The organism is Cetobacterium sp. NK01, from assembly GCF_024506395.1.
GTDB lineage: Bacteria > Fusobacteriota > Fusobacteriia > Fusobacteriales > Fusobacteriaceae > Cetobacterium_A > Cetobacterium_A somerae_A.
Window position 1 is genome coordinate 1 of sequence record NZ_JANIBO010000006.1, and the last position, 18,949, is coordinate 18,949.

The 18,949-nt window shown below is 27.4% G+C and carries 31 protein-coding genes and 1 pseudogene; 24 read left to right on the forward strand and 8 right to left on the reverse strand.

Annotation, left to right across the window (positions count from 1 at the left end):
• From NON08_RS13960 to NON08_RS13995, 8 genes and pseudogenes are all read left to right on the forward strand, one after another.
• A partial coding sequence (locus NON08_RS13960) for a PTS sugar transporter subunit IIB (protein ID WP_256692231.1) occupies window positions 1–220 on the forward strand: 220 nt, incomplete at its 5' end.
• Entirely contained in the window at window positions 195–398 is a 204-nt protein-coding gene (locus NON08_RS13965; RefSeq protein WP_256692232.1) for a PTS sugar transporter subunit IIC, read from the forward strand. The genes NON08_RS13960 and NON08_RS13965, both read left to right, overlap by 26 nt.
• A 79-nt stretch (window positions 399–477) precedes the next feature.
• Window positions 478–872: pseudogene (locus tag NON08_RS13970) on the forward strand (PTS sugar transporter subunit IIC); the annotation flags it as partial.
• An 18-nt stretch (window positions 873–890) separates the two neighbouring features.
• The gene (locus NON08_RS13975) at window positions 891–1,013 is read left to right on the forward strand and encodes a hypothetical protein (RefSeq protein WP_256692233.1); all 123 of its coding nucleotides are present in this window, start codon (window positions 891–893) and stop codon (window positions 1,011–1,013) included.
• Window positions 1,003–1,827, forward strand: a complete 825-nt coding sequence (locus tag NON08_RS13980; RefSeq protein WP_256692234.1) for a PTS system mannose/fructose/sorbose family transporter subunit IID — start codon at window positions 1,003–1,005, stop codon at window positions 1,825–1,827. The genes NON08_RS13975 and NON08_RS13980 overlap by 11 nt, the downstream gene beginning before the upstream one ends.
• Window positions 1,828–1,838: 11 nt before the next feature.
• Window positions 1,839–1,964, forward strand: a complete 126-nt coding sequence (locus NON08_RS13985) for a hypothetical protein (protein WP_256692235.1) — start codon at window positions 1,839–1,841, stop codon at window positions 1,962–1,964.
• A 132-nt stretch (window positions 1,965–2,096) separates the two neighbouring features.
• Window positions 2,097–2,891 carry an SIS domain-containing protein gene (locus NON08_RS13990; RefSeq protein ID WP_256692236.1) on the forward strand — a complete coding sequence of 265 codons (795 nt, stop codon included), beginning with the start codon at window positions 2,097–2,099 and terminating at the stop codon, window positions 2,889–2,891.
• A 19-nt stretch (window positions 2,892–2,910) separates the two neighbouring features.
• Window positions 2,911–3,765: an SIS domain-containing protein gene (locus NON08_RS13995; protein WP_256692237.1), complete on the forward strand. Its 855-nt coding sequence runs from the start codon at window positions 2,911–2,913 to the stop codon at window positions 3,763–3,765.
• A gap of 633 nt (window positions 3,766–4,398) precedes the next feature.
• Here NON08_RS13995 and NON08_RS14000 read toward each other — a convergent pair.
• The 7 genes from NON08_RS14000 to NON08_RS14025 all read right to left on the reverse strand — a co-directional run bounded on the left by NON08_RS14000 (window position 4,399) and on the right by NON08_RS14025 (window position 6,791).
• Window positions 4,399–4,695: a transposase gene (locus NON08_RS14000; protein ID WP_319941570.1), complete on the reverse strand. Its 297-nt coding sequence runs from the start codon at window positions 4,693–4,695 to the stop codon at window positions 4,399–4,401.
• Window positions 4,649–5,560, reverse strand: coding sequence for an IS256 family transposase (locus tag NON08_RS14005; RefSeq protein WP_256692238.1), 912 nt, complete (start codon window positions 5,558–5,560; stop codon window positions 4,649–4,651). Before NON08_RS14005 ends, NON08_RS14000 begins: the two co-directional genes overlap by 47 nt.
• 126 nt (window positions 5,561–5,686) lie before the next feature.
• Window positions 5,687–6,058, reverse strand: coding sequence for a hypothetical protein (locus tag NON08_RS14010; protein ID WP_256692239.1), 372 nt, complete (start codon window positions 6,056–6,058; stop codon window positions 5,687–5,689).
• The gene (locus NON08_RS15155; RefSeq protein ID WP_413774065.1) at window positions 5,983–6,147 is read right to left on the reverse strand and encodes a sigma factor; all 165 of its coding nucleotides are present in this window, start codon (window positions 6,145–6,147) and stop codon (window positions 5,983–5,985) included. The genes NON08_RS14010 and NON08_RS15155 overlap by 76 nt, the downstream gene beginning before the upstream one ends.
• A 50-nt stretch (window positions 6,148–6,197) precedes the next feature.
• Window positions 6,198–6,296 (reverse strand): helix-turn-helix domain-containing protein, encoded by a 99-nt coding sequence (locus NON08_RS14015; RefSeq protein WP_256692240.1) that lies wholly within the window; start codon window positions 6,294–6,296, stop codon window positions 6,198–6,200.
• 58 nt (window positions 6,297–6,354) lie between these two features.
• Entirely contained in the window at window positions 6,355–6,645 is a 291-nt protein-coding gene (locus NON08_RS14020; RefSeq protein ID WP_256692241.1) for a CGGC domain-containing protein, read from the reverse strand.
• Window positions 6,645–6,791 (reverse strand): CGGC domain-containing protein, encoded by a 147-nt coding sequence (locus NON08_RS14025; RefSeq protein ID WP_256692242.1) that lies wholly within the window; start codon window positions 6,789–6,791, stop codon window positions 6,645–6,647. Before NON08_RS14025 ends, NON08_RS14020 begins: the two co-directional genes overlap by 1 nt.
• A gap of 395 nt (window positions 6,792–7,186) precedes the next feature.
• Between NON08_RS14025 and NON08_RS14030 the strand changes: the two genes are divergently transcribed.
• From NON08_RS14030 to NON08_RS14060, 7 genes are all read left to right on the forward strand, one after another.
• On the forward strand, window positions 7,187–8,059 hold the full coding sequence (locus NON08_RS14030; RefSeq protein ID WP_256692243.1) for a hypothetical protein: 873 nt from the start codon (window positions 7,187–7,189) through the stop codon (window positions 8,057–8,059).
• An 891-nt stretch (window positions 8,060–8,950) separates the two neighbouring features.
• On the forward strand, window positions 8,951–9,112 hold the full coding sequence (locus tag NON08_RS14035) for a hypothetical protein (RefSeq protein WP_256692244.1): 162 nt from the start codon (window positions 8,951–8,953) through the stop codon (window positions 9,110–9,112).
• Between the two features lie 786 nt (window positions 9,113–9,898).
• Window positions 9,899–10,132, forward strand: a complete 234-nt coding sequence (locus NON08_RS14040; protein ID WP_256692245.1) for a hypothetical protein — start codon at window positions 9,899–9,901, stop codon at window positions 10,130–10,132.
• A gap of 1,041 nt (window positions 10,133–11,173) precedes the next feature.
• Complete coding sequence (locus tag NON08_RS14045) at window positions 11,174–11,653, forward strand: hypothetical protein (protein WP_256692246.1); 480 nt, start codon at window positions 11,174–11,176, stop codon at window positions 11,651–11,653.
• Window positions 11,654–11,705: 52 nt separating this feature from the next.
• Window positions 11,706–11,906, forward strand: coding sequence for a hypothetical protein (locus NON08_RS14050; protein WP_256692247.1), 201 nt, complete (start codon window positions 11,706–11,708; stop codon window positions 11,904–11,906).
• Between the two features lie 244 nt (window positions 11,907–12,150).
• The gene (locus NON08_RS14055; RefSeq protein WP_256692248.1) at window positions 12,151–12,522 is read left to right on the forward strand and encodes a recombinase family protein; all 372 of its coding nucleotides are present in this window, start codon (window positions 12,151–12,153) and stop codon (window positions 12,520–12,522) included.
• A gap of 5 nt (window positions 12,523–12,527) precedes the next feature.
• Complete coding sequence (locus NON08_RS14060) at window positions 12,528–12,767, forward strand: hypothetical protein (RefSeq protein ID WP_256692249.1); 240 nt, start codon at window positions 12,528–12,530, stop codon at window positions 12,765–12,767.
• 87 nt (window positions 12,768–12,854) lie between these two features.
• Here the strand turns inward: NON08_RS14060 and NON08_RS14065 are convergent, their stop codons facing one another.
• Window positions 12,855–13,133, reverse strand: coding sequence for a hypothetical protein (locus NON08_RS14065; RefSeq protein WP_256692250.1), 279 nt, complete (start codon window positions 13,131–13,133; stop codon window positions 12,855–12,857).
• A 760-nt stretch (window positions 13,134–13,893) separates the two neighbouring features.
• Between NON08_RS14065 and NON08_RS14070 the strand changes: the two genes are divergently transcribed.
• The 9 genes from NON08_RS14070 to NON08_RS14110 all read left to right on the forward strand — a co-directional run bounded on the left by NON08_RS14070 (window position 13,894) and on the right by NON08_RS14110 (window position 18,933).
• Complete coding sequence (locus NON08_RS14070; RefSeq protein WP_256692251.1) at window positions 13,894–15,426, forward strand: type I restriction-modification system subunit M; 1,533 nt, start codon at window positions 13,894–13,896, stop codon at window positions 15,424–15,426.
• Window positions 15,427–15,531: 105 nt separating this feature from the next.
• Window positions 15,532–15,741: a hypothetical protein gene (locus NON08_RS14075; RefSeq protein WP_256692252.1), complete on the forward strand. Its 210-nt coding sequence runs from the start codon at window positions 15,532–15,534 to the stop codon at window positions 15,739–15,741.
• A gap of 12 nt (window positions 15,742–15,753) precedes the next feature.
• A complete protein-coding gene (locus NON08_RS14080) occupies window positions 15,754–16,329 on the forward strand; it encodes a restriction endonuclease subunit S (RefSeq protein ID WP_256692293.1) in 576 nt (191 codons plus the stop codon).
• Window positions 16,305–16,688, forward strand: coding sequence for a restriction endonuclease subunit S (locus NON08_RS14085; protein ID WP_256692253.1), 384 nt, complete (start codon window positions 16,305–16,307; stop codon window positions 16,686–16,688). Before NON08_RS14080 ends, NON08_RS14085 begins: the two co-directional genes overlap by 25 nt.
• Before the next feature lie 31 nt (window positions 16,689–16,719).
• A complete protein-coding gene (locus NON08_RS14090) occupies window positions 16,720–17,448 on the forward strand; it encodes a hypothetical protein (protein ID WP_256692254.1) in 729 nt (242 codons plus the stop codon).
• Between the two features lie 15 nt (window positions 17,449–17,463).
• Entirely contained in the window at window positions 17,464–17,628 is a 165-nt protein-coding gene (locus tag NON08_RS14095) for a hypothetical protein (protein ID WP_256692255.1), read from the forward strand.
• Between the two features lie 48 nt (window positions 17,629–17,676).
• Complete coding sequence (locus NON08_RS14100; protein WP_256692256.1) at window positions 17,677–17,964, forward strand: hypothetical protein; 288 nt, start codon at window positions 17,677–17,679, stop codon at window positions 17,962–17,964.
• Between the two features lie 41 nt (window positions 17,965–18,005).
• Window positions 18,006–18,548 (forward strand): hypothetical protein, encoded by a 543-nt coding sequence (locus NON08_RS14105; RefSeq protein ID WP_256692257.1) that lies wholly within the window; start codon window positions 18,006–18,008, stop codon window positions 18,546–18,548.
• A gap of 49 nt (window positions 18,549–18,597) precedes the next feature.
• Entirely contained in the window at window positions 18,598–18,933 is a 336-nt protein-coding gene (locus NON08_RS14110; protein ID WP_256692258.1) for a hypothetical protein, read from the forward strand.
• The last annotated feature ends 16 nt before the right edge of the window (window positions 18,934–18,949 follow it).

Here is an 18,949-nt window from a genome sequence, read left to right on the forward strand (position 1 = left end):
TGTAGAATCTGTTGAGGATGCTTATAAAATAGCCAGTGAGGTAGGTAACATAAAACAAATAAATCTAGGAGGAGTTAAAGCGAGAGAAAATAGCAGAAATATATCAAAAGCAGTAAATCTATTAGAAGAAGAAGAAAACCTTTTAAAAGAACTTCAAAGTTTGGGGATTGAGATTGAAATTAGACAAGTAGCTAATGATAATAAAGTTTTATATAGATAGAAAAGGGGAGGATAGATATGATGCAAGCGTTTTTATTAGCATTAGTAGCTTTATAGCTCAATGTGATTATGCCTTAGGAACAAGCTTAATATCAAGACCAATAGTAACTGGATTTTTAACTGGGTTAGTAATGGGAGATTTAAAAATGGGATTGATAATGGGAGCTACATTGAGTTAGCTTTTATTGGATCTTTTGCTATTGAGGAGCAATTCCACCAGATGTAGTAACTGGAGGAATATTAGGAGTTGCCTTTGCAATATCTTCAGGTGCTGGTGCAGAGACAGCTTTATTACTGGCTTTACCAATTGCAACATTTACTTTAATTTTAAAAAATGCGTATCTAGGAGTTGTTATACCAATATTAGGTCACAAAGCTGATGAATATGCAGATGAGTGTAATATAAAAGGAATAGAGCGTATGCATTTAATATCTGGATTTGGTTTATCTTTGATGTTGGCGATAATAGTATTCTTTTCATATTTATTAGGAAGTAATGCAGTATCTTTGGTTTTACAGGCAATACCAGAATTTATTCATAAAGGGTTAGCAATAACAACTGGATTAATTCCAACTCTTGGATTTGCAATGTTAGCAAAACTTCTTATAAATAAAAAGTTTTACCATATTTTTTCGTTGGCTTTGCCATTGCAATTTATACAGAAATCCCATTGACAGGAATTGCAATATTTGGTGCTTTAATAGCATTAATAACAGTAAATCCAATGTCACAAAGACAGTTAGTAGAAAGTGGAAACTTAAGTGAGAAAGGAGATGGTGATGATGATTTCTAATAAAAAAGATGAGAAAGATATTACGCAAAAAGATTTGAATAAGATATTTTGGAGATCTTTTCAAATGGAATTCTCATGGAATTATGAAAGACAAATGAACTTAGCATATGCATATGCAATAGCACCAATATTAAAAAAAATATATACAAATAATCATTTAGAATTAAAAAAAGCTTTGAAACGTCATCTAGAGTTTTTTAATATGACTCCTTGGATTGTAACTTTAATGTTAGGAATATCAGTAGTTCTTGAAGAGGAAAATAAAAAAGATGGAAAATTTGATGAAAACTCAATAAATGGAATAAAAACAGCATTAATGGGTCCATTATCAGGGATAGGAGATTCTTTCTTTTGGGGAACTTTAAGATTAATTGCTACAGGAATAGGAACAGCTCTTTCATTACAAGGAAATATATTAGGTCCAATTCTATTTCTATTGGTATTTAATATTCCACATATAATTATAAGATATCTTTTTATAAAGTTAGGGTATAAATTGGGGGTAGACTTTTTAACTAAACTTGAAAAATCAGGAGCAGTTGAGAAAGTTACTTACGGAGCAACTATATTAGGATTAATTGTTATTGGAGGAATGACAGCAAGAATGGTAGATATTTCAACACCATTAGCTTTTAAAGCTGGAGGTTCAACAATAGAAGTCCAAAGTATTTTAGATGATATAATGCCTGGTATTTTAAAATTAGGAATGTTTGGTATTGTGTATTATTTATTAAATAAAAATGTTAAACCAATAACAATACTTTTAGGAATGGCAATATTTGGAATTTTTGGAACTTTAGTTGGGTTCTTTTAAGAGGTACATTTATGGAAACTATGTTAAGCAATATACATGATGAAAAGAATACTTTAACAAATATTTTATTAAATTTTCAAGATAAAAATAAACATATTTTAAAAGATTTAAAAGACTATAAAATTAAAGAATTTTAATTTTAGCTACAGGTTCTTCTATTAATGCGGCAATTACAGTCAAATATTTTTACAAGATATATTAGAAGCTAAAGTTTTTATAGAGGAACCATTTATTTTTATGATTATGAAAAAATAGATTTAGATTTAGATTTGATTATTGTAATATCTCAAAGTGGAAAAAGCACTTCAACAATAAATGCTACTAAAAAAATAGCTGAAGTATTAAAAAAACCAGTAATAATAGTAACAAACAACTTAGAAAGTCCAATAACAAAATATTCACAATATATTTTAGATTTAAATATAGGTATAGAAAATGTAGGATTTGTAACTAAAGGTTTTAGTGGAACTGTTTTAAATTTATTCTTATTGGGAATAAATTTAAAAAATCAACATTTTAAATATTTTGAAGAGTTGGAATATTTGATTGGCAATATAAACACAGTTATTGAAAATACTAATTTATACTTTGAAAAAAATAAAGAAATTTTAAGAGAGATAAATAGATTTATATGTTTAGGTTATGGGGCAAATTATGGTATTACAAAAGAGTTCGAAACTAAATTTACAGAAGTAGTTAGATGTCCATCAACAGGTCATGAACTTGAAGCATACATGCATGGACCATATTTAGAAGCTAATAATTCAAATGCCATATTTTATTTAGATTTAGACTTAAATATTACATTGTCAAAAAGATTACATACTTTAAAAAAATATATGGAAAACTATATTGGATTTTCAACAATTATAACAAATAGTAAGAATAAAGATAATCAAACAATAAATTTGAATGTATCAAAAGATGTAAATCCAAATTTTTTAACTTTGTTATATATTATTCCAATTCAAATATTAAGCTATAAAATAGCTCAAGAAAAGAAAATTAATGTAGAAAAAAGGTCTTTTACAGATTTTGATTTAGTTTTAAAAAGTAAAATATAAATATAAATGGAGGGTAATTATGTCAAAATATTCTGAAATGTTAAAATTTAAAGAGGAGGAGTATAGAAATAGTGCTAAACTAATAGGGGAGGCTAAACCAATAGCAGAAGAAATTGCTAATATAGTTACAAAAGATGGATTTTCAAATATATTCTTTACAGCAGTTGGTGGTAGTTTAGCACCTTTAATGGCAATGGGAGAGATTGCAAAGCAACTTACAGAACTACCTGTTTATGTAGAACAAGCAGCGGAGTTAATTGTAAGAGGACATAAGGCTTTAACAGAAAAATCATTAATAATAACTTTGTCAAAATCAGGAGATACAAAAGAAACAGTTGAAATGGCTAAAAAATATAAAGAGATGGGGATAAGAGTTATATCTTGTACAAAAAATTTAGAATCTCCTTTAGCTAAAAATTCTAATTATGTAATTCCAATGAGACATGAAAATGGTGTAGAGTATGAGTATATGCTATTATTTTGGTTATTTTTTAAAATTTTGTCAAATAGAGGAGAGTTTTTAGATTATAATGATTTTGGAAATCAGTTATTATTACTACCAGAAAATTTATTAGAGGCAAAATTACAATTTGATCCTCAAGCAAAAGAAATGGCAAAACAGTATTATAAAGAGCCATATATGATTTGGATTGGTGGTGGTGAAGTGTGGGGTGAGACGTATCTATTCTCAATGTGTTTGTTAGAAGAGATGCAATGGTTAAAAACAAAGTCTGTTACAAGTTCAGAATTTTTCCATGGAACTTTAGAAATAGTAGAGGAAGATACTTGTGTATTTTTAGTTAAAGGTTCTGGAAAAACAAGAGTTTTAGATGATAGAGCTGAAAAGTTTTTGAAGAAATATACAAAAAATTAAGTATTATTGATACATTAGATTTTAAATTAAACGGAATAGATGAAAAATATCGTTGGATAATAGCACCAACAATTGCATCAACAGTTTTGGTTGATCGATTGGCGTTTCATTTTGAAGATAATACAAAACACTCTCTAGATATTAGAAGATATTATAGACAGTTTGATTATTAAAAGTTGCAGCTTAAAGCTGCAACTTTTTTTGTATATTGAATAGATAAATATATTTAATTTATATATTATTTCAGAGTTAAGTTTTAAATATCAAGTGTAAAATTAAAATATGTCTTAGTTAATTCAATAAAAGTTTTACAGGCCTTTGACAAGTAAGTTCCTTTTTTATAACTAACTACAACATCCCAACTTGGATTTCCTTTAATAGGAAAATAAGAAAGAGACTGGATACTTTTTTTTGCATAGTAATGGGGAACTATGCTACAACATAAAGAGGGAGTATACCAAATTTAGTGTAAATTAACTTCTTAGCTATCAAATTTTAAATGTCCAAATAGGCTATCTTAACTTGGGTACTTTTAAAGGTACTTATTGATAAGATAGCTTTTTTTATTTCAAATATTTCTCTAAACGACCTTCATACTCTATTGATAACATTCTTAAGATTCCTTCCCAACCTCTAATTTTTTTGATTCCATTTTTTCATAATATTTTTACTAGAAAGATAAAGAATCTTTAATAAAGCATCTTCACTAGGGTAAATAGATCTAGAATTACTAACTTTTCTAAATTGGCTATTTAAACTTTCAATTATATTTGTTGTATAGATCATCTTTCTAATTTCCATAGGAAAGTTGAAAAAAAGCGATAACTCATTCCAATTAGTATACCAACTTCTAAGAGCTGGCGCAAATTCAGGAAGGTCATTTTTACAAAGCTTCCAAAGCTTGAAATGCTGATTCCGCATTAGTAACATTGTAAATATTTTTAAGTTGTTGGGCGTAGCTTTTTCTATCTTGATAATTCATAAATCTTAATGTATTTCTAATTTGATGTACCATACAACGTTGTATTTGAGCCTCTGGAAAAATAGTTGAGATTGCGTCACCAAATCCTTTTAAACCATCAATAGACACAGTAAAAATATCCTCAACCCCTCTAGATCTTAATTCGTCTACAACTTTTAACCAAAATTTAGAACTTTCATTCTCTCCTATTACAATACTCAAAATATCCTTTTTTCCTTCTAGGTCTATTCCTAAAACAACATATGCAGCTCTATTTGAAACTTTACCATTACTTTTAATATTGAAATGTATTGCATCCATGAAAACAAAAGGATAACATTTTTGTAATGGCCTATTTTTCCAAGTATCTATCTCTTCAAAAACCTTATCAGTAATTCTACTAATCTGCGACGCTGAGAACGTCAATCCATAAATCTCTTCAAGATGAGCATTAATCTCAGAAATAGTCATTCCACGCCCATACATAGAGATAATTTTATCTTCAATATCAGAAATATCTCTAGAATATTTGGGAACAATTGTTGGTTCAAATTGACCTTCCCTATCTCTAGGAATATCAACTTGAACTTTTCCAAGAGAAGTATTAACTTGCTTAGAATTGTATCCATTTCTACTGTTGGTAGTGTTGGCGCTTGATTCTCTGTCGTATTTATCATATCCAATAGATTCATCAAACTCAGCTTGCATCAAGATATTAACCATATCCTTAAACATATTTTTCATAAAATCTTGAGCGTCGTTAGCAGATTTAATCTTATTCTCTTCAATTAATTGTTTAACAAGTGGATTTACTTCTGAATTTTTTCTAGCCATAAAAAACCTCCTCAGTTATTAATTTAATTATACAAATTAATAGCCAAGAAGGTAAAATATATATATTCAATTTTTACAATTTACACTAAATTTGGGAAACCCTCCTATGAAGAGATGAGGTATACTTTAGTATACCTCATTTTTATTGTTTAAGTATCTTTTCACCTTTTTTTTAATTCTTTGAATAGTATTATCTATACGTTTTGGTGTATCACCTAATATGTCTGCAATTTCTATATATGTTTTTTGTTGAATCAAATGACTAAAAACTTGTTTTTCAAAGTCACTTAAATTTTTATCTAAATAATTATTTAATAGTTCAACTAACTCTTTTCCTAAAAGCAACTCTTCTGGTGTATGAAAACATAAGGATAGAGTTTTATAATCTATTTTTTCAATATTTTCAGAATAACTATCTTTAATTATAGAATCATTAAAAATTTTATGTTTGTCTGTATTAGCTTTTTGATTGTTGTAGTCAGTTGTCTCCGGATACAAAGATTTGCAAAAGTAGTAAAAGTAGCTTCCGTATTTGGTTTATATGCTTTGATTGCCTTAATTAATCCAATATATCCTTCTTGTTCCAAATCATTTCCTTCTCCGCCTCTTAAGAAAAAATTTTGGCTGTTTTTATAAACTAGTTTTGGTATTGATTTATAACTTTTTCCATTGCTTCATGATTTCCATTTTTTGCTTTTAATAAAAGATCATCATCAGTCATATCAATTCCCTCCAATCGTTATATAAATTTAAAGTTTATAGAAAGTACCTTGAGAAAAATTTAGTTTTTGATTTTAATAAGTATTGTATTTTCCAGATTCACGCAACTCTTCAGAACCAGACCAAATAAAAGAACCTTCTATAATATTTTTAAATCCATGCTTTCTAACAATGATATCTTTGATGTATTCAAGATGAGGACATCTATCATAATGGTGATGATCATTTGTCATACAAGAAGCTAAGTGAACTACTGTCTTATCCTTAGGAATTTTATAAAAATCAACCATTTTTCTATTAAAATGTCCAAGTAAGCTTGAAACTCCTTTTCCGCAGCATCCTCCACATTCCATAGATAAATACATTATATTTTTATCTTTTGGATAATTTGAAAATGCCCCTTCTTATCATAAAATGATTGAACGCAATAGAATCCACTGCATCTTCTTTTTGCAATTGAACATTGAATGATAATGGCAAACTCAATATTATTAAAATCAATATTTTCCATAAAGAACCTCCAAATATGTAATATATTTTTATAAAACTTATATATTATTACTATTAAAGTAAGGTTATTCTTTTTTCAAATTAATCCATTAGCGTTAGTGAATTTGCTGTAATTATAAAAAAGATAACTCTATTGACCAAGCGTCGGTTTTTTTGTCCTTCGGCACCAAATATTCAATTTTCTCAATAGAATCAAAGGTTAAATGGATGTTCTAAAATCCTTAGCGTTGTTATTGAAAGTTTTCCTGATGGGACTCATAACAGATAGAGTTGTATTCCGTTTTTTGATAAAGTCGGTTTTGTTCTCTATAATTTTATTTGAAAAAAATAAAAAAGAGTATCAACTGAATAATTTAAAATGGAATTATGGATTGATACTTCTGTGGAGGTATTTTAGTGTTGAAAGATAAAGCAGGTATAGATACAGAGTGTCTTAATATCATAACAAATTTAGAAACTTTAGAAAAAAACAATTCAATTAAAATTTTAAGTAGAAAAGATGAATTGATGAGAGTGAAGTTAAATATTCATAACGGGAAAGTGGAAGTAAAAAATTTACAAGAATATTTGCTGGAAAAAAGAAAAGTATTGAAAAAAGCTGATGTAACACAATATGTTAACAAAAGAATAGATATATGCATTGACAGTTTTAAAAATTTTGAAGGAAATAAAAAGATTTCAAACATAATAATTGGACTTTTTGCCATAGAGCTAAAAGAGATACAAGTTTTAGAAACTAAAAATTTATTTGATCAAAAAACAAGAAGTTACCTGCTTAAGAATAGGAATATAGAGTTATGTATTTATGATAAACACAAGGTTGAGCCGAGTTATGAATATAATACACGAACGGAAATAAGAGTGAAAAGGGTTTCAAAGCTTAATGAATTGGAAACTTTAAAAGCTGTTGAAATTAAATTAAAAAACTCTTTGAATCATTTTGAAAAGTTAGAAGAATTATATGTGAAAATCATATGCGAAAGAATTGAGAAAGCCAAAAAAGAAAATAAATACTCTAATTTTAAGGCTTTTGTAAATTATAATCACGAATTATTTCTGACAAAAAGAGTTTTTGATGGTGTATTTGATTATATTAGAATGAAACAAACGAAAAATAAATGGTTAGAAAATTACAGGAAAGAAAGTTTTCTTGATTTTGAGAGTAAAGCAAGTGTAACAAAGTACCTTAAAAGTATTTTGAAAGCTATGGTTGAATTTAGAGGAAATTATAAAGATTGGGATAGAATAAATAAAGCTAGAAAAGGGTAAAAAACTTTACAACAAAAAATGCCTATTTTCCCCCATTAACAAGGGGGAAAAACATCAAAAAAAGTTGTAAAAAAAGAATCAAAAAACCTAATAAAATCAAAGGTTTATAATGTATTTTTAATAGAATTTATTTGTCCAATGAATAGTGAGAAATTGGAAAATGATATATAAATTTCTATATTATTTTTCAATTCTGTTAATAACTTTGGATTTCTAAAAGAACTATAAAGATTATATCAAACTAGAGAAATTAAGATGTATAATTGATTATAAAGCATTACAATATAAGAAGGTTTATAAATGTATAGCCAGTAAGGAGAGGTAACGTAATACCTCTCCGATTATTATGTTGAAAGTGGTGGGTTATTATTTCCCTTTTCATTTATAAAGGTGGACGAATCGTCTCATTGTACAGACTATATATGGAGGTAGATTTTATTTTACCAATGTAATGCTTTGTATCCATGTTGATGATTATAAAGGTTTTGTTTAATATTCAGATTAAGTTAAACTGGTTTATATAAAAAAATTAGTGCAATCTTTGGAAAAGTTGTTATTATTAAAAAGATATTAATCGATATAGCTATAATTTCATTGTTGGACAATACACAATCTCGTTGAGTTGATTTAAAATGATTGCATTGATTGAATAAACATTCTGACTTCATTCTTGATAGCTTATAATGTGGTTGAATGAATAAAGCGTGCTGATGTTTTTAAGATTTGTAACAATTTAGATGAAACTAGAAAACCTATAAAAGCATTATTCTTTTAAGGTAGAATCGTGAATCTATATTTATTTACAGAGTATGGAGAATTCTCATGTCTTCGTGAAAAAGAAGTAAGTTATCATCTGACGTTTCTAAAGGAATCAATAACATACTTCCAACTATGAGAAACTCATTAGAATATAAAATTGATAATCAAATAATCGTTGAAATTCATCAAAGAGAGTTCTTTCTAAGTGTTATGATCAAAGGGATATATTTGCGTTATAGTGGACTTGGAGAGAGAGTTGATATAACAGAATCAGTGCCATACGAGGTGATATAAGGTAGCCAGCTTTGTGCTCATTGGAATGGCAATGTGAATATACCTAAAAAGTTAAAGTACTTACAAAAGGGGTTTAGAAGTTTTAAATAATAAAGCGGGACATTTTTGTCCCGTGTTGGATTTTATAAGGCTTTGATAAACCTTTTGTAAAAAGGAGTAGAAAATGTGGCGTGTAGAAGAAACACTGGGTTTGCGAGGGGTTGTGAAAAAAATATAATTAAAATTATGACTATACGGTAGTTGTTCCAATATTCCAGTAATTCCTAAATTCCAAAAACTAAAAATGCTAAAAAGTTTGAATATACCTTAGAAGTTGAAAGAATTGGAACTGTTATTTCAGTTTTAAGTTTGAAATTTTGTAGGAGAGAGAAGATATACCTAGTTTACGAAGGTGCGTTCTTCAAATATAAATTTTTTATGAGACGGTTCGTTTTTTCCGAAAAAAGTCACTTTTTCTTCGTTTAAGTCAATAGAATCAAGAAATATTTTTTTAAAGTTTCTACCATTGTTATCGTCGAGACCCCATAAAACAATAATCTAATTATTCTATGATTAAAATACCTAAAAAGTTAAAGTGCTTATAAACACCTTTTAAAGTGACTGAATGAGAAAGGACCATTAAAATATCCGTATTGAATACAAGTTGAAATTGATGTAGTTTTTAAGAAAGCGTTACAAAAATGTAGCGTGTTGGATAAATATTGGCTTTGTGAGGCGTTTCCAGTGGTTGTATGCTTTAGATTTTAAATATATGAAAGAATGTTGTATTATACTAATAATACTTGAGTGTTGAAAATTAAAAATGCTGATAAAGTTGAATATAGTTTTAAAACTGAAAGAATTGAAACTGATGTTACATTTGCAAGGTTAAAATTTTGTAGAAGAGAGAAGATATACCTAGTTTACAGAGGTGCGTTCTTCAAATATAAATTTTTTACGAGACGGTTCGTCTACATTAATATTAAAAGAGGTTCACAAATTGATAAGATAGGAATGATTCAATATAAAAGAAACCAATAAAAAAAGAATGGCATAGACTAGACCATTCTTTCCATAAGTACTTAATCACAATATCAGAGCTGATAATTGTTTCAGTTAAGTATAACATGGTTTTCAAAAAATAGAAAGAACCTCTGGGGGGGAGGTAGAGGTTCTTCTTTGGGGGGGATTAAATTATACTTATAACACTTTTTATATTAACTTAGACAACTCATTATATGAAAAAAGTTTGAAGAAAAAATTTTTTAATAAAAAGTAGTAGTTGAAAAATATCCTTTTATTTTGTAGGTAGACGGTTCGTCTACTTTAAATAAAAAAAGATACAAATGATATAAGCCGAGCCTTAGCAATAAAGTTCTCTAAAAATAGTTAAAAAACGAAAAACGACGGAAAAATGTAGCGTCTATTAAATTATAAGGCTTTGAAAGAGGTTTAAAAAACAACATAATCAAAATAATAACTATAATACAATAATTCTAATATTTTAGTAATGCCGATATATCTAAAACTAAAATATTAAAATAATTGAATATAACTTAGAAATTGAAAATTTTGTAGTTAATATTTCGGTATCATTTAAAAATTAGTTGAAAGAGAGAATAAAACCTAGTTATGAGATGTGTGTTCGCTACATATAAAGAAAAAATGTATAGGAGGTTGGAATAGATAGAAAAGCAATTTATTTAATTTCTATTGATCTTGTTTGACATTTCAACAAAAAAGAATTATAATTCAATCAGGAATATTATATAAAGAGAACACTGATAAAGAGGTTTTTGCTTTTGGTCGAGCTTAAACCTCTTTTTATTTTTTGCAATAAATGATATTATAATTCCTAGATACTGAGCTTTAGTAATGAAAATTGTTTATACCCAATCTTTTAGAAAGGGGGTGTACTCTTTGAAATTAATATTCCTAATAATTTTCTTCTTACTATGTAAAAATACTTACTAAGTGAGACAACAAGCTAAGTATCAAGTAAAAGATGACCAACTTTTACGGAAAAGGCAAGGAGTGATCCTTGCCTTTTTTAAACTACAAATAATTTAGATGGTGATGAAAATGATATTATTTTTTATAATTTTTAAAAAGTTATTTTATATTTCTATTGGATTTTTATTAGCTTTTTTTATAAAGGAAAAAAACGAAACATTATTAGCAATTTTAAATATAAAAACAACATTATTTATAATTTTATTTGAAAGTTTATTTTATTTTTTTAAAACTTCAAAAATAATAAAAAATAGAATAAACAATGACATTAGAATAAAATTTAGAGAAATTTATGTATCTAATGATAATCAAAAGTTGAAGAAAATTTTAAGAAAAATTTACATAACTGAAAATAAATTTATCGAATTTATTCTTCTTTACTTCATTTATGAGTTCATAAATATTCTATTCGTTATACTTATAGTGAGCTCTGCATTTTTAGGTTCTAAAATTTATCTATATATATATAATAAACATACTATAATCACAACAATTACGGTTTTTATTATTTTTATTATAGTATGTTTTTTGGAAAGAAAAAAACATTGAAAATGACCTTATAGAATTAGAAGATAACGATATTCAAGATTTTGTAAAAAAAATGAATTTAATTAAAAATGTTTTAGATGAACACCAATATAAAAATTTTACTGATAGTTGTTTGCTAAAATTTCAAAAAGAAACTATATATGAGAAATTAACTATTGGTGAAATGTTAGAAAAAATAGATAATAATAAAACATTGAAAAGAAACTTTTTAGTATTTATATCTAGATATATTGATTTTTTAGAAAAAAAATAAAAACCAAGATTTTGAAAATTTTAAATTCTAACAGAGCTACCCCTAAAATAGCGAACTTTTTTAATTTCAAAAAGTAAAGTAAGTTATAATATATTTACCTTTGAGTTCAAGAGAATTTAAAAGATAAAGTGTTATACTTTTTGTAATAATTTATCTAAAGTAAACCTTTATATTAAATATAATTTTACCTTTATAAGATTATATGGTAATATGTAAATAGTTAAGAGATAAAGGAGTGATTAAAATGATGTACGGATATGCAAGAGTTAGTACTAGACATCAGAATTTAGATAGACAGTTGAAAGCATTAGAAGATTACGGTGTAAACCCCAGAGCAATACAAGTTGATAAATATACAGGGACGACTCTTCACAGAGAAGGACTTGATACATTAAGACAGATGTTAAGATTTGGAGATATACTTGTTATTAAAGAAATAGACAGGCTAGGTAGAAATAAAGATGAGACTATGAGCCTTATTCTAGAGTTAATAGAAAAGGGAATAGATATAGTTGTATTAGATTCAGCAGTATTTCAGATGTATATTGAGAACTTGAAAAAAGATAATAAAAGCTTTACGGATAAACTAATTCAAGCTCAGTTAAAGGTGTTATAGAAATAATGTTACTGCTAGCTGAGGAAGAGAGAAATAAGATTGTCAAGAGGACGGCAGAAGGTAGAGCTAAAGCTATGGAGAAGGGTGTTAAATTTGGTGCTGATAACAAAATTAAAGGAGAGCAACTGGAGAAACTAAAAAAGGATATAGAGCTATTCAATCAAAGGCAGATGAAGCAAGTTGATATATTAAAGAAATATAATATAACTAAGCCAACATTTAAAAAGTATAGAGATATGATGTAAGGAATCTTTTTAAAATAGTTATTATAAAGGCCAAGCGTCCATACCCATCAACTTAAGAAAAATGGGAGGATTTTTGATCCTCCCATTTTAATTTACATCGTTTTTATACTCTGTAATTTTTAACTTTCGATACTTAATTCTTATAACTTCTCTGTCTCTAATTACTTCGAAGTTTGTATCTATATTTTCTTTTTTCCTAAAATTTTGTTCCAACTTAGAATTCGGTTGAAATATTGGAATAGGAGAAGATATTTTTGGATTTGATAAACTCGTTAAAAAAATCTCTAACAAAATCGTTAAAAAAATCTCTAAATACTTTCTCCAATTAATTTTGCTGCTCTTAACCTGATTTTTTGTTTTTTTCATAGGATAATCCTCCAACTAAATTTAGTAGTTGGTATTACCCTTTAACATATCAATTTTTTGATATGTTAAAGGGTAGTTGGAGGCTACCACATTTAATTATTAAAGTAATAAAAAATGTAAAAACAAAAAAAGTTTCGTATTAAGAACAACTTAAATCTTGTTCACTATTTTAAATCTTGTATGTCGTTTGACATCTCTTTTAATTCAATTGATTTAATTTTTTTTCCTATTATTTTCGCACCTCCTTTATAGAATTAGGGTAATAACAACTCTATTTAAAGTATACCTTATTTTCATTGTATTTTAAAGATTACTTGTCATTTTTTTGTACGTTTCCACTAAGTATGCAACTTTATAAGTAGAATCAATAGTTTAAGAAATAATTTCTTAGCGTTGTTATTCCGCGTTTTCCTGACAGGTCCTATATTCAAATTAGGATCTTTCTTTTTTTATCTTGAAAATAATAAATTTTCTTAATCGAGTAGACGGTTCGTCTACTTTTATTTTTTTGTCGTTAGACACTCGCAAGAGTCAATCGTCTAAACACGCTAGTTTGCTCGATTTAGCATAGCAAAAAAGAGAAACTATTAAGCGTGCACTCCAGTGACCCTTGAGAACCAAAGTTAAATTACATATGGTCATTCTGATTACAGCAAACAAAAGATGAATTGCATTTAAATTAATTGTTATTTTATATAGGAAATATGAACTATAAGTGTTAATATAATGATTGTAAAACTTATTATTAGGAGGGAATTTTATGGCAGTAGTAGAAAAGGATAATTTCAAAGATAATCTTTGGAAAGCGTGTGATAAATTAAGAAACAATATGGATCCAGCAGAGTATAAATATGTGGTTCTAGGATTGGTATTTTTAAAGTATATAAGTGATAGATTTGAAAGCAAATATAATGAATTAGTTGAAGAAGGAGAAGGTTTCGAAGAGGAAAGAGATGAGTATACAGCAGAGAATATTTTCTGGGTTCCTAAAGAAGCTAGATGGGCAGAGATAGTTAAAAGTGCAAAAACTCCAGAGATTGGAATAAAAATTGATGAGGCTATGTATGCTATTGAAAAAGAGAATAAAACATTAAAGGATGTTCTGTATAAGATATATTCAAATCCTCTTTTAGATAAAGGAAAACTAGGAGAATTAATAGATATAGTTGGTGGAATTAACTTACAAGCTAAAACAGATAAAGGACAAGATGTACTTGGTCAAGTTTATGAGTTTTTCTTAGGAAAATTTGCTAACTCAGAGGGAAAAAATGGAGGACAATTCTATACTCCAGAGTCTATTGTTAAAACTATAGTTGAGTGTTTAGAGCCTACAAAGGGAAGAGTATATGACCCTGCTTGTGGAAGTGGAGGTATGTTTGTTCAATCTGAAAAATTTATAGAAAACCATAGTGGAAGAATTGGAGATATATCTGTATTTGGACAAGAGAGTAATGGAACTACTTGGAAACTATGTAAGATGAACTTAGCTATTAGAGGAATAGAGGTTGATTTAGGAGAGGAACCAGCTGATACATTTACAAAAGACCAACACAAAGGGAAGAAGATGGATTATATCATGGCTAATCCACCGTTTAATATAAAAGATTACTGGCATGAATCTTTAGATGGAGATGCTAGATGGAAATATGGTACACCTCCAGAGGGAAATGCTAACTATGCTTGGCTACAACATATGGCACACCATTTATCACCAAATGGAACAGCTGGAATAGTTCTAGCAAATGGATCGCTATCATCTAATACTTCAAATGAGGGAGAGATTAGAAAGAATATGATAGAGGATGATTTAGTAGATTGCGTTGTAGCTCTTCCTGATAAGCTATTTTTAACTACTGGAATTCCAGCGTGTATATGGTTTTTAAATAGAAACAAAAGTAACCCTAAGCATAGAGAAAGAAATGGAGAGATTCTATTTATAGATGCTAGAAAAATGGGTGCTCTTGTAGAAAGAAGTTTAAGAGAGTTATCACCTGAAGATATTCAAAAGATAGCTGATACTTACCATATGTGGAGAGGTTCGTATAAAGGTGAGGGAGAGTATGAAGATATTCAAGGTTTCTGTAAGAGTGCAACATTAGAAGAAATAAAAGGGCATGAATATATCTTAACTCCAGGAAGATATGTAGGAATAGAAGAAGCAGAGGACGATGGAATCCCTTACGAGGAAAAGATGGCAGATCTAAGTGCAAAACTAGCTGAGCAATTTGCAAAGAGCAGACACCTAGAAGAAGAGATAAGAGCTAACCTAGCTAAGTTAGGATTTGATATATAATGGTGGAGAATAAAGATATGGAAGAGTTAAAAGAAGGATGGAGAAGAGTTAAACTAGGTGAAGTAGCTGAATATATAAGTAATAAGATAAATACTTCTGAATTGAATGAATGAAAATAACTATATCTCAACAGAAAATATGATAGTAAATAGAGGTGGAGTGACAAAAGCTACAAATATACCTCAAAATGCTAAGGTTAATTGTTTCAGTGAAAATGATATACTTTTTTCTAATATAAGAACTTATTTTAAAAAATTATGGAAAGCTGATTTTAATGGTGGAGCATCAAACGATGTTTTAATAATAAAAGTTTGAATTCAAAAAAATATTTTAAATGACTATCTATATTATATTATGTCAGAAGAAAAATTTTTTGATTATACAGTAAATACCTCTAAAGGAACAAAAATGCCAAGGGGGGATAAAGCAGCTATTATGCAGTATGAATTTTATATTCCAGAAGATATTAAAGTTCAACAGAAGATAGCCTCAATATTATCAGCTCTTGATGATAAAATAGAGCTTAATAATGAAATGAATAAAACTCTTGAAGAGATGGCACAAACTCTTTTCAAAAGATGGTTTATAGATTTTGATTTCCCAAATGAGAATGGAGAGCCATATAGAAGTAGTGGTGGAAAAATGGTAGAGAGTGAACTTGGAGAGATTCCAGAAGGATGGAGTTTTGATAATATTTCTGAATTTTTTGATATAACAATTGGTAAAACACCTCCTAGAAAGGAAACACAATGGTTTTCTAAAAAAGAAAAGGATATAAAATGGGCTTCAATAAAAGATTTAGGAGAAGCAGGGGTTTACATTTTAAATACAGGAGAAAAAATTACACGAGAAGCCATTGAAAAATTTAATATAAAAAGGTGGAATCAAATACAGTTATATTAAGTTTTAAACTTACAATAGGTAGAGTAGTAATAACCAATGAAGCTATGGCAACTAATGAGGCTATCGCACACTTTACAAATAAAAATATTACTAATATGACAGAATTTTTATATCTTTATTTAAAGAATTTTAACTATAATTCTCTAGGAAATACTTCATCAATCGCAACAGCAGTAAATTCTAAAATTATAAAAAATATACCTTTTTATTTACCCAATGAAAAACTAATGAGTAAATTTAATGAGATTATAACAAAGATTTTTGAGCAAATAAGAGAAAACCAACAAGAAATCCAAGTTCTAACTGAAATAAGAGATATTCTTCTTCCTAAACTTATGAGTGGAGAGATAGAAGTATAAATGTTAAAGTTGTGGGGGGTGAGATAATTTAATGCTTATTAAAACATCTAAAGGTAAAGCTGAAAGGATTTTACAAAATGAGTTTAAATTAGAGAAAGAGCTACAAAAATTCATGGAAGATAATCTTCAAGAACTCTTAAACTTAGAATTAGTAAAAAGTGAATTTGTAGTGAAAAAATATAGAATTGATACACTTGGATTTGATAAAGAAAATAAAACTTTCGTTATTGTTGAATATAAAAGAGGAACTAGCTATAGTGTTATAGATCAAGGATATTCTTATCTTTCAACCGTGCTAAATAATAAAGCTGAGTTAATTTTAGAATATAACGAAAGAATGAATAAAACTCTTAAAAGAGATGAGATAGATTGGAGTCAAACTAGAATAGTTTTTATATCTCAAAGTTTTTCAAAATTTCAAAAAGATAGTTTAAACTTTAAAGATTTGCCTATTGAGTTGTACGAAATCAAAAGATATATGGGAGATATTATTTCTTTTGAAACTGTAAAAGGTAGAGATAATGCTGAAAGTATAAATACCATTTCATCAAAAAGTGAGGAAATAAATCAAGTATCTAAAGAGATAAAGAAATACACTTTAGATGATCACTATACAAACTCTAATGGAAACATAATTGAGCTATATAAATTATTTTTAGAAAAAATAGAAGACATGATACCAGATGTAGAGATTGAGCCTAAAAAATTATATATTGCAATTAAAAGCAATAAAAAAAATATAATAGATTTTAGATTATAAAAGAATGCTCTTAAAATGTGGTTAAATGCAAAGAAGGGTACTTTAAACGATTCTAAGAATTTATCAAAAGATGTATCTAGTACAGGACATTGGGGAAATGGAGATTATGAGGTTTCAATTTCTAATGATGATGAGTTAGAGTATATCTTAAGTTTAATAAAAGATATAACTAGATTATAATATAGCTAAAAAATATGAATTTAGCTTTAATTTTGGGGGGATAATTTAATGAATAGACATTTAAGTATATTTAATCCTTTTTCATACACTGGAAGAGAAAATAATTTAACAAGAGCACTGTTAATATTACTAAAAAAAGAACCATTATTTTTGAGTATATTTTTAAATAAAATAACAGGAAACTATTTAACAGAAAAATCACTAGATGACGAGATACAAATAGATACTCAAAGAACTTCTAGTAGTTTTGATATAGAAGAAGGAATAGAAAAAATTTATGGAGCTACTTTAAATACTGTACTTTATAATGAAAATATTCCTGAAAAAATCGAATAAGAGAACCTATAACAGATATATCTATTCAAATAGGAGAAGTTTTGATTATTATAGAGGTAAAGCCTCACGATGAAGATCCAAGGGCTCAACTTAATAACCAAATGGAAAACCTTAAGTGGGGTAATAAAGAGAAAAAGTGGAACTATGTTTCTTTAGTTTGGAGAGACTTGTTAAATGCTGCTATTTCTATGGAGAAATTTAATAAAAAATTAAATTCACACAATATATTTTTGAATGAATTTAATCACTTTATAGAAGGTAATTATCCTGAATTACTCCCAGTAGTTCCAATTTCAGAAAAACATTCTTTAGAGAGAATAGAGCGAAGAGTAAAGCAAATCGAAAAAGAGATTAATCAAAGTCTTCATGGAAAAGATTTTGAAGAAGAATTAGATTTTATAAAATTAAAAGATTCCCGTATTGCAGAGAGATTTAAAATATATGTAGAAGGAAATCAAATAAGTTTAAATATTTGGCCTGGTGATAGTAATTCTCAAGCAAGAACCTTATACAAGAAAAATTTTAACTTGAAAAAAGTAGAACACAACCTAAAAAATAATTTAAATGTAAAAGTTAAAACTTGATGAGAATTATAATGTTTCAACACATCAATATATACGTTTTGGTCATATTATGGGAAAAGGTATCTTTTGGGAAGATTTTGAATCTAGAGATGATATAGCCAAAATATATTATGAAATAAGTGGAATTACTTATAAAGATAATAAGGAAAAGTGGGAAAATTTAAAAGATAACATATCTAAATATGTAGTAGATAAAAAATCGTTTTTAACACAATTTAAAGAAAATTTTGAAGACTCAAATAGAAACTTTGTAAATATTTGTGTAGGAAACCTTATCAAACTAAGCTTTGATATAAAATATATTGAAAAAATAGAAAAAAATAATGAAACAATCGAATTTTTTAACGAAGTTATGAATAAAATATTAGAAAATATAGACTTCTAATATTAGAAAGTATTTT

Bases quoted from the DNA above. Each gene is read 5' to 3' on its own strand.
- NON08_RS13965 (WP_256692232.1), top strand. From the start codon at position 195: ATGATAATAAAGTTTTATATAGATAGAAAAGGGGAGGATAGATATGAT.
- NON08_RS13980 (WP_256692234.1), top strand. From the start codon at position 1,003: ATGATTTCTAATAAAAAAGATGAGAAAGATATTACGCAAAAAGATTTG.
- NON08_RS13985 (WP_256692235.1), top strand. From the start codon at position 1,839: ATGGAAACTATGTTAAGCAATATACATGATGAAAAGAATACTTTAACA.
- NON08_RS13995 (WP_256692237.1), top strand. From the start codon at position 2,911: ATGTCAAAATATTCTGAAATGTTAAAATTTAAAGAGGAGGAGTATAGA.
- NON08_RS14000 (WP_319941570.1), bottom strand. From the start codon at position 4,695: ATGTTACTAATGCGGAATCAGCATTTCAAGCTTTGGAAGCTTTGTAAA.
- NON08_RS14005 (WP_256692238.1), bottom strand. From the start codon at position 5,560: ATGGCTAGAAAAAATTCAGAAGTAAATCCACTTGTTAAACAATTAATT.
- NON08_RS14020 (WP_256692241.1), bottom strand. From the start codon at position 6,645: ATGTATTTATCTATGGAATGTGGAGGATGCTGCGGAAAAGGAGTTTCA.
- NON08_RS14025 (WP_256692242.1), bottom strand. From the start codon at position 6,791: ATGGAAAATATTGATTTTAATAATATTGAGTTTGCCATTATCATTCAA.
- NON08_RS14035 (WP_256692244.1), top strand. From the start codon at position 8,951: ATGAGAAACTCATTAGAATATAAAATTGATAATCAAATAATCGTTGAA.
- NON08_RS14045 (WP_256692246.1), top strand. From the start codon at position 11,174: ATGATATTATTTTTTATAATTTTTAAAAAGTTATTTTATATTTCTATT.
- NON08_RS14050 (WP_256692247.1), top strand. From the start codon at position 11,706: ATGAATTTAATTAAAAATGTTTTAGATGAACACCAATATAAAAATTTT.
- NON08_RS14055 (WP_256692248.1), top strand. From the start codon at position 12,151: ATGATGTACGGATATGCAAGAGTTAGTACTAGACATCAGAATTTAGAT.
- NON08_RS14060 (WP_256692249.1), top strand. From the start codon at position 12,528: ATGTTACTGCTAGCTGAGGAAGAGAGAAATAAGATTGTCAAGAGGACG.
- NON08_RS14065 (WP_256692250.1), bottom strand. From the start codon at position 13,133: ATGAAAAAAACAAAAAATCAGGTTAAGAGCAGCAAAATTAATTGGAGA.
- NON08_RS14070 (WP_256692251.1), top strand. From the start codon at position 13,894: ATGGCAGTAGTAGAAAAGGATAATTTCAAAGATAATCTTTGGAAAGCG.
- NON08_RS14075 (WP_256692252.1), top strand. From the start codon at position 15,532: ATGAATGAAAATAACTATATCTCAACAGAAAATATGATAGTAAATAGA.
- NON08_RS14090 (WP_256692254.1), top strand. From the start codon at position 16,720: ATGCTTATTAAAACATCTAAAGGTAAAGCTGAAAGGATTTTACAAAAT.
- NON08_RS14095 (WP_256692255.1), top strand. From the start codon at position 17,464: ATGTGGTTAAATGCAAAGAAGGGTACTTTAAACGATTCTAAGAATTTA.
- NON08_RS14100 (WP_256692256.1), top strand. From the start codon at position 17,677: ATGAATAGACATTTAAGTATATTTAATCCTTTTTCATACACTGGAAGA.
- NON08_RS14110 (WP_256692258.1), top strand. From the start codon at position 18,598: ATGGGAAAAGGTATCTTTTGGGAAGATTTTGAATCTAGAGATGATATA.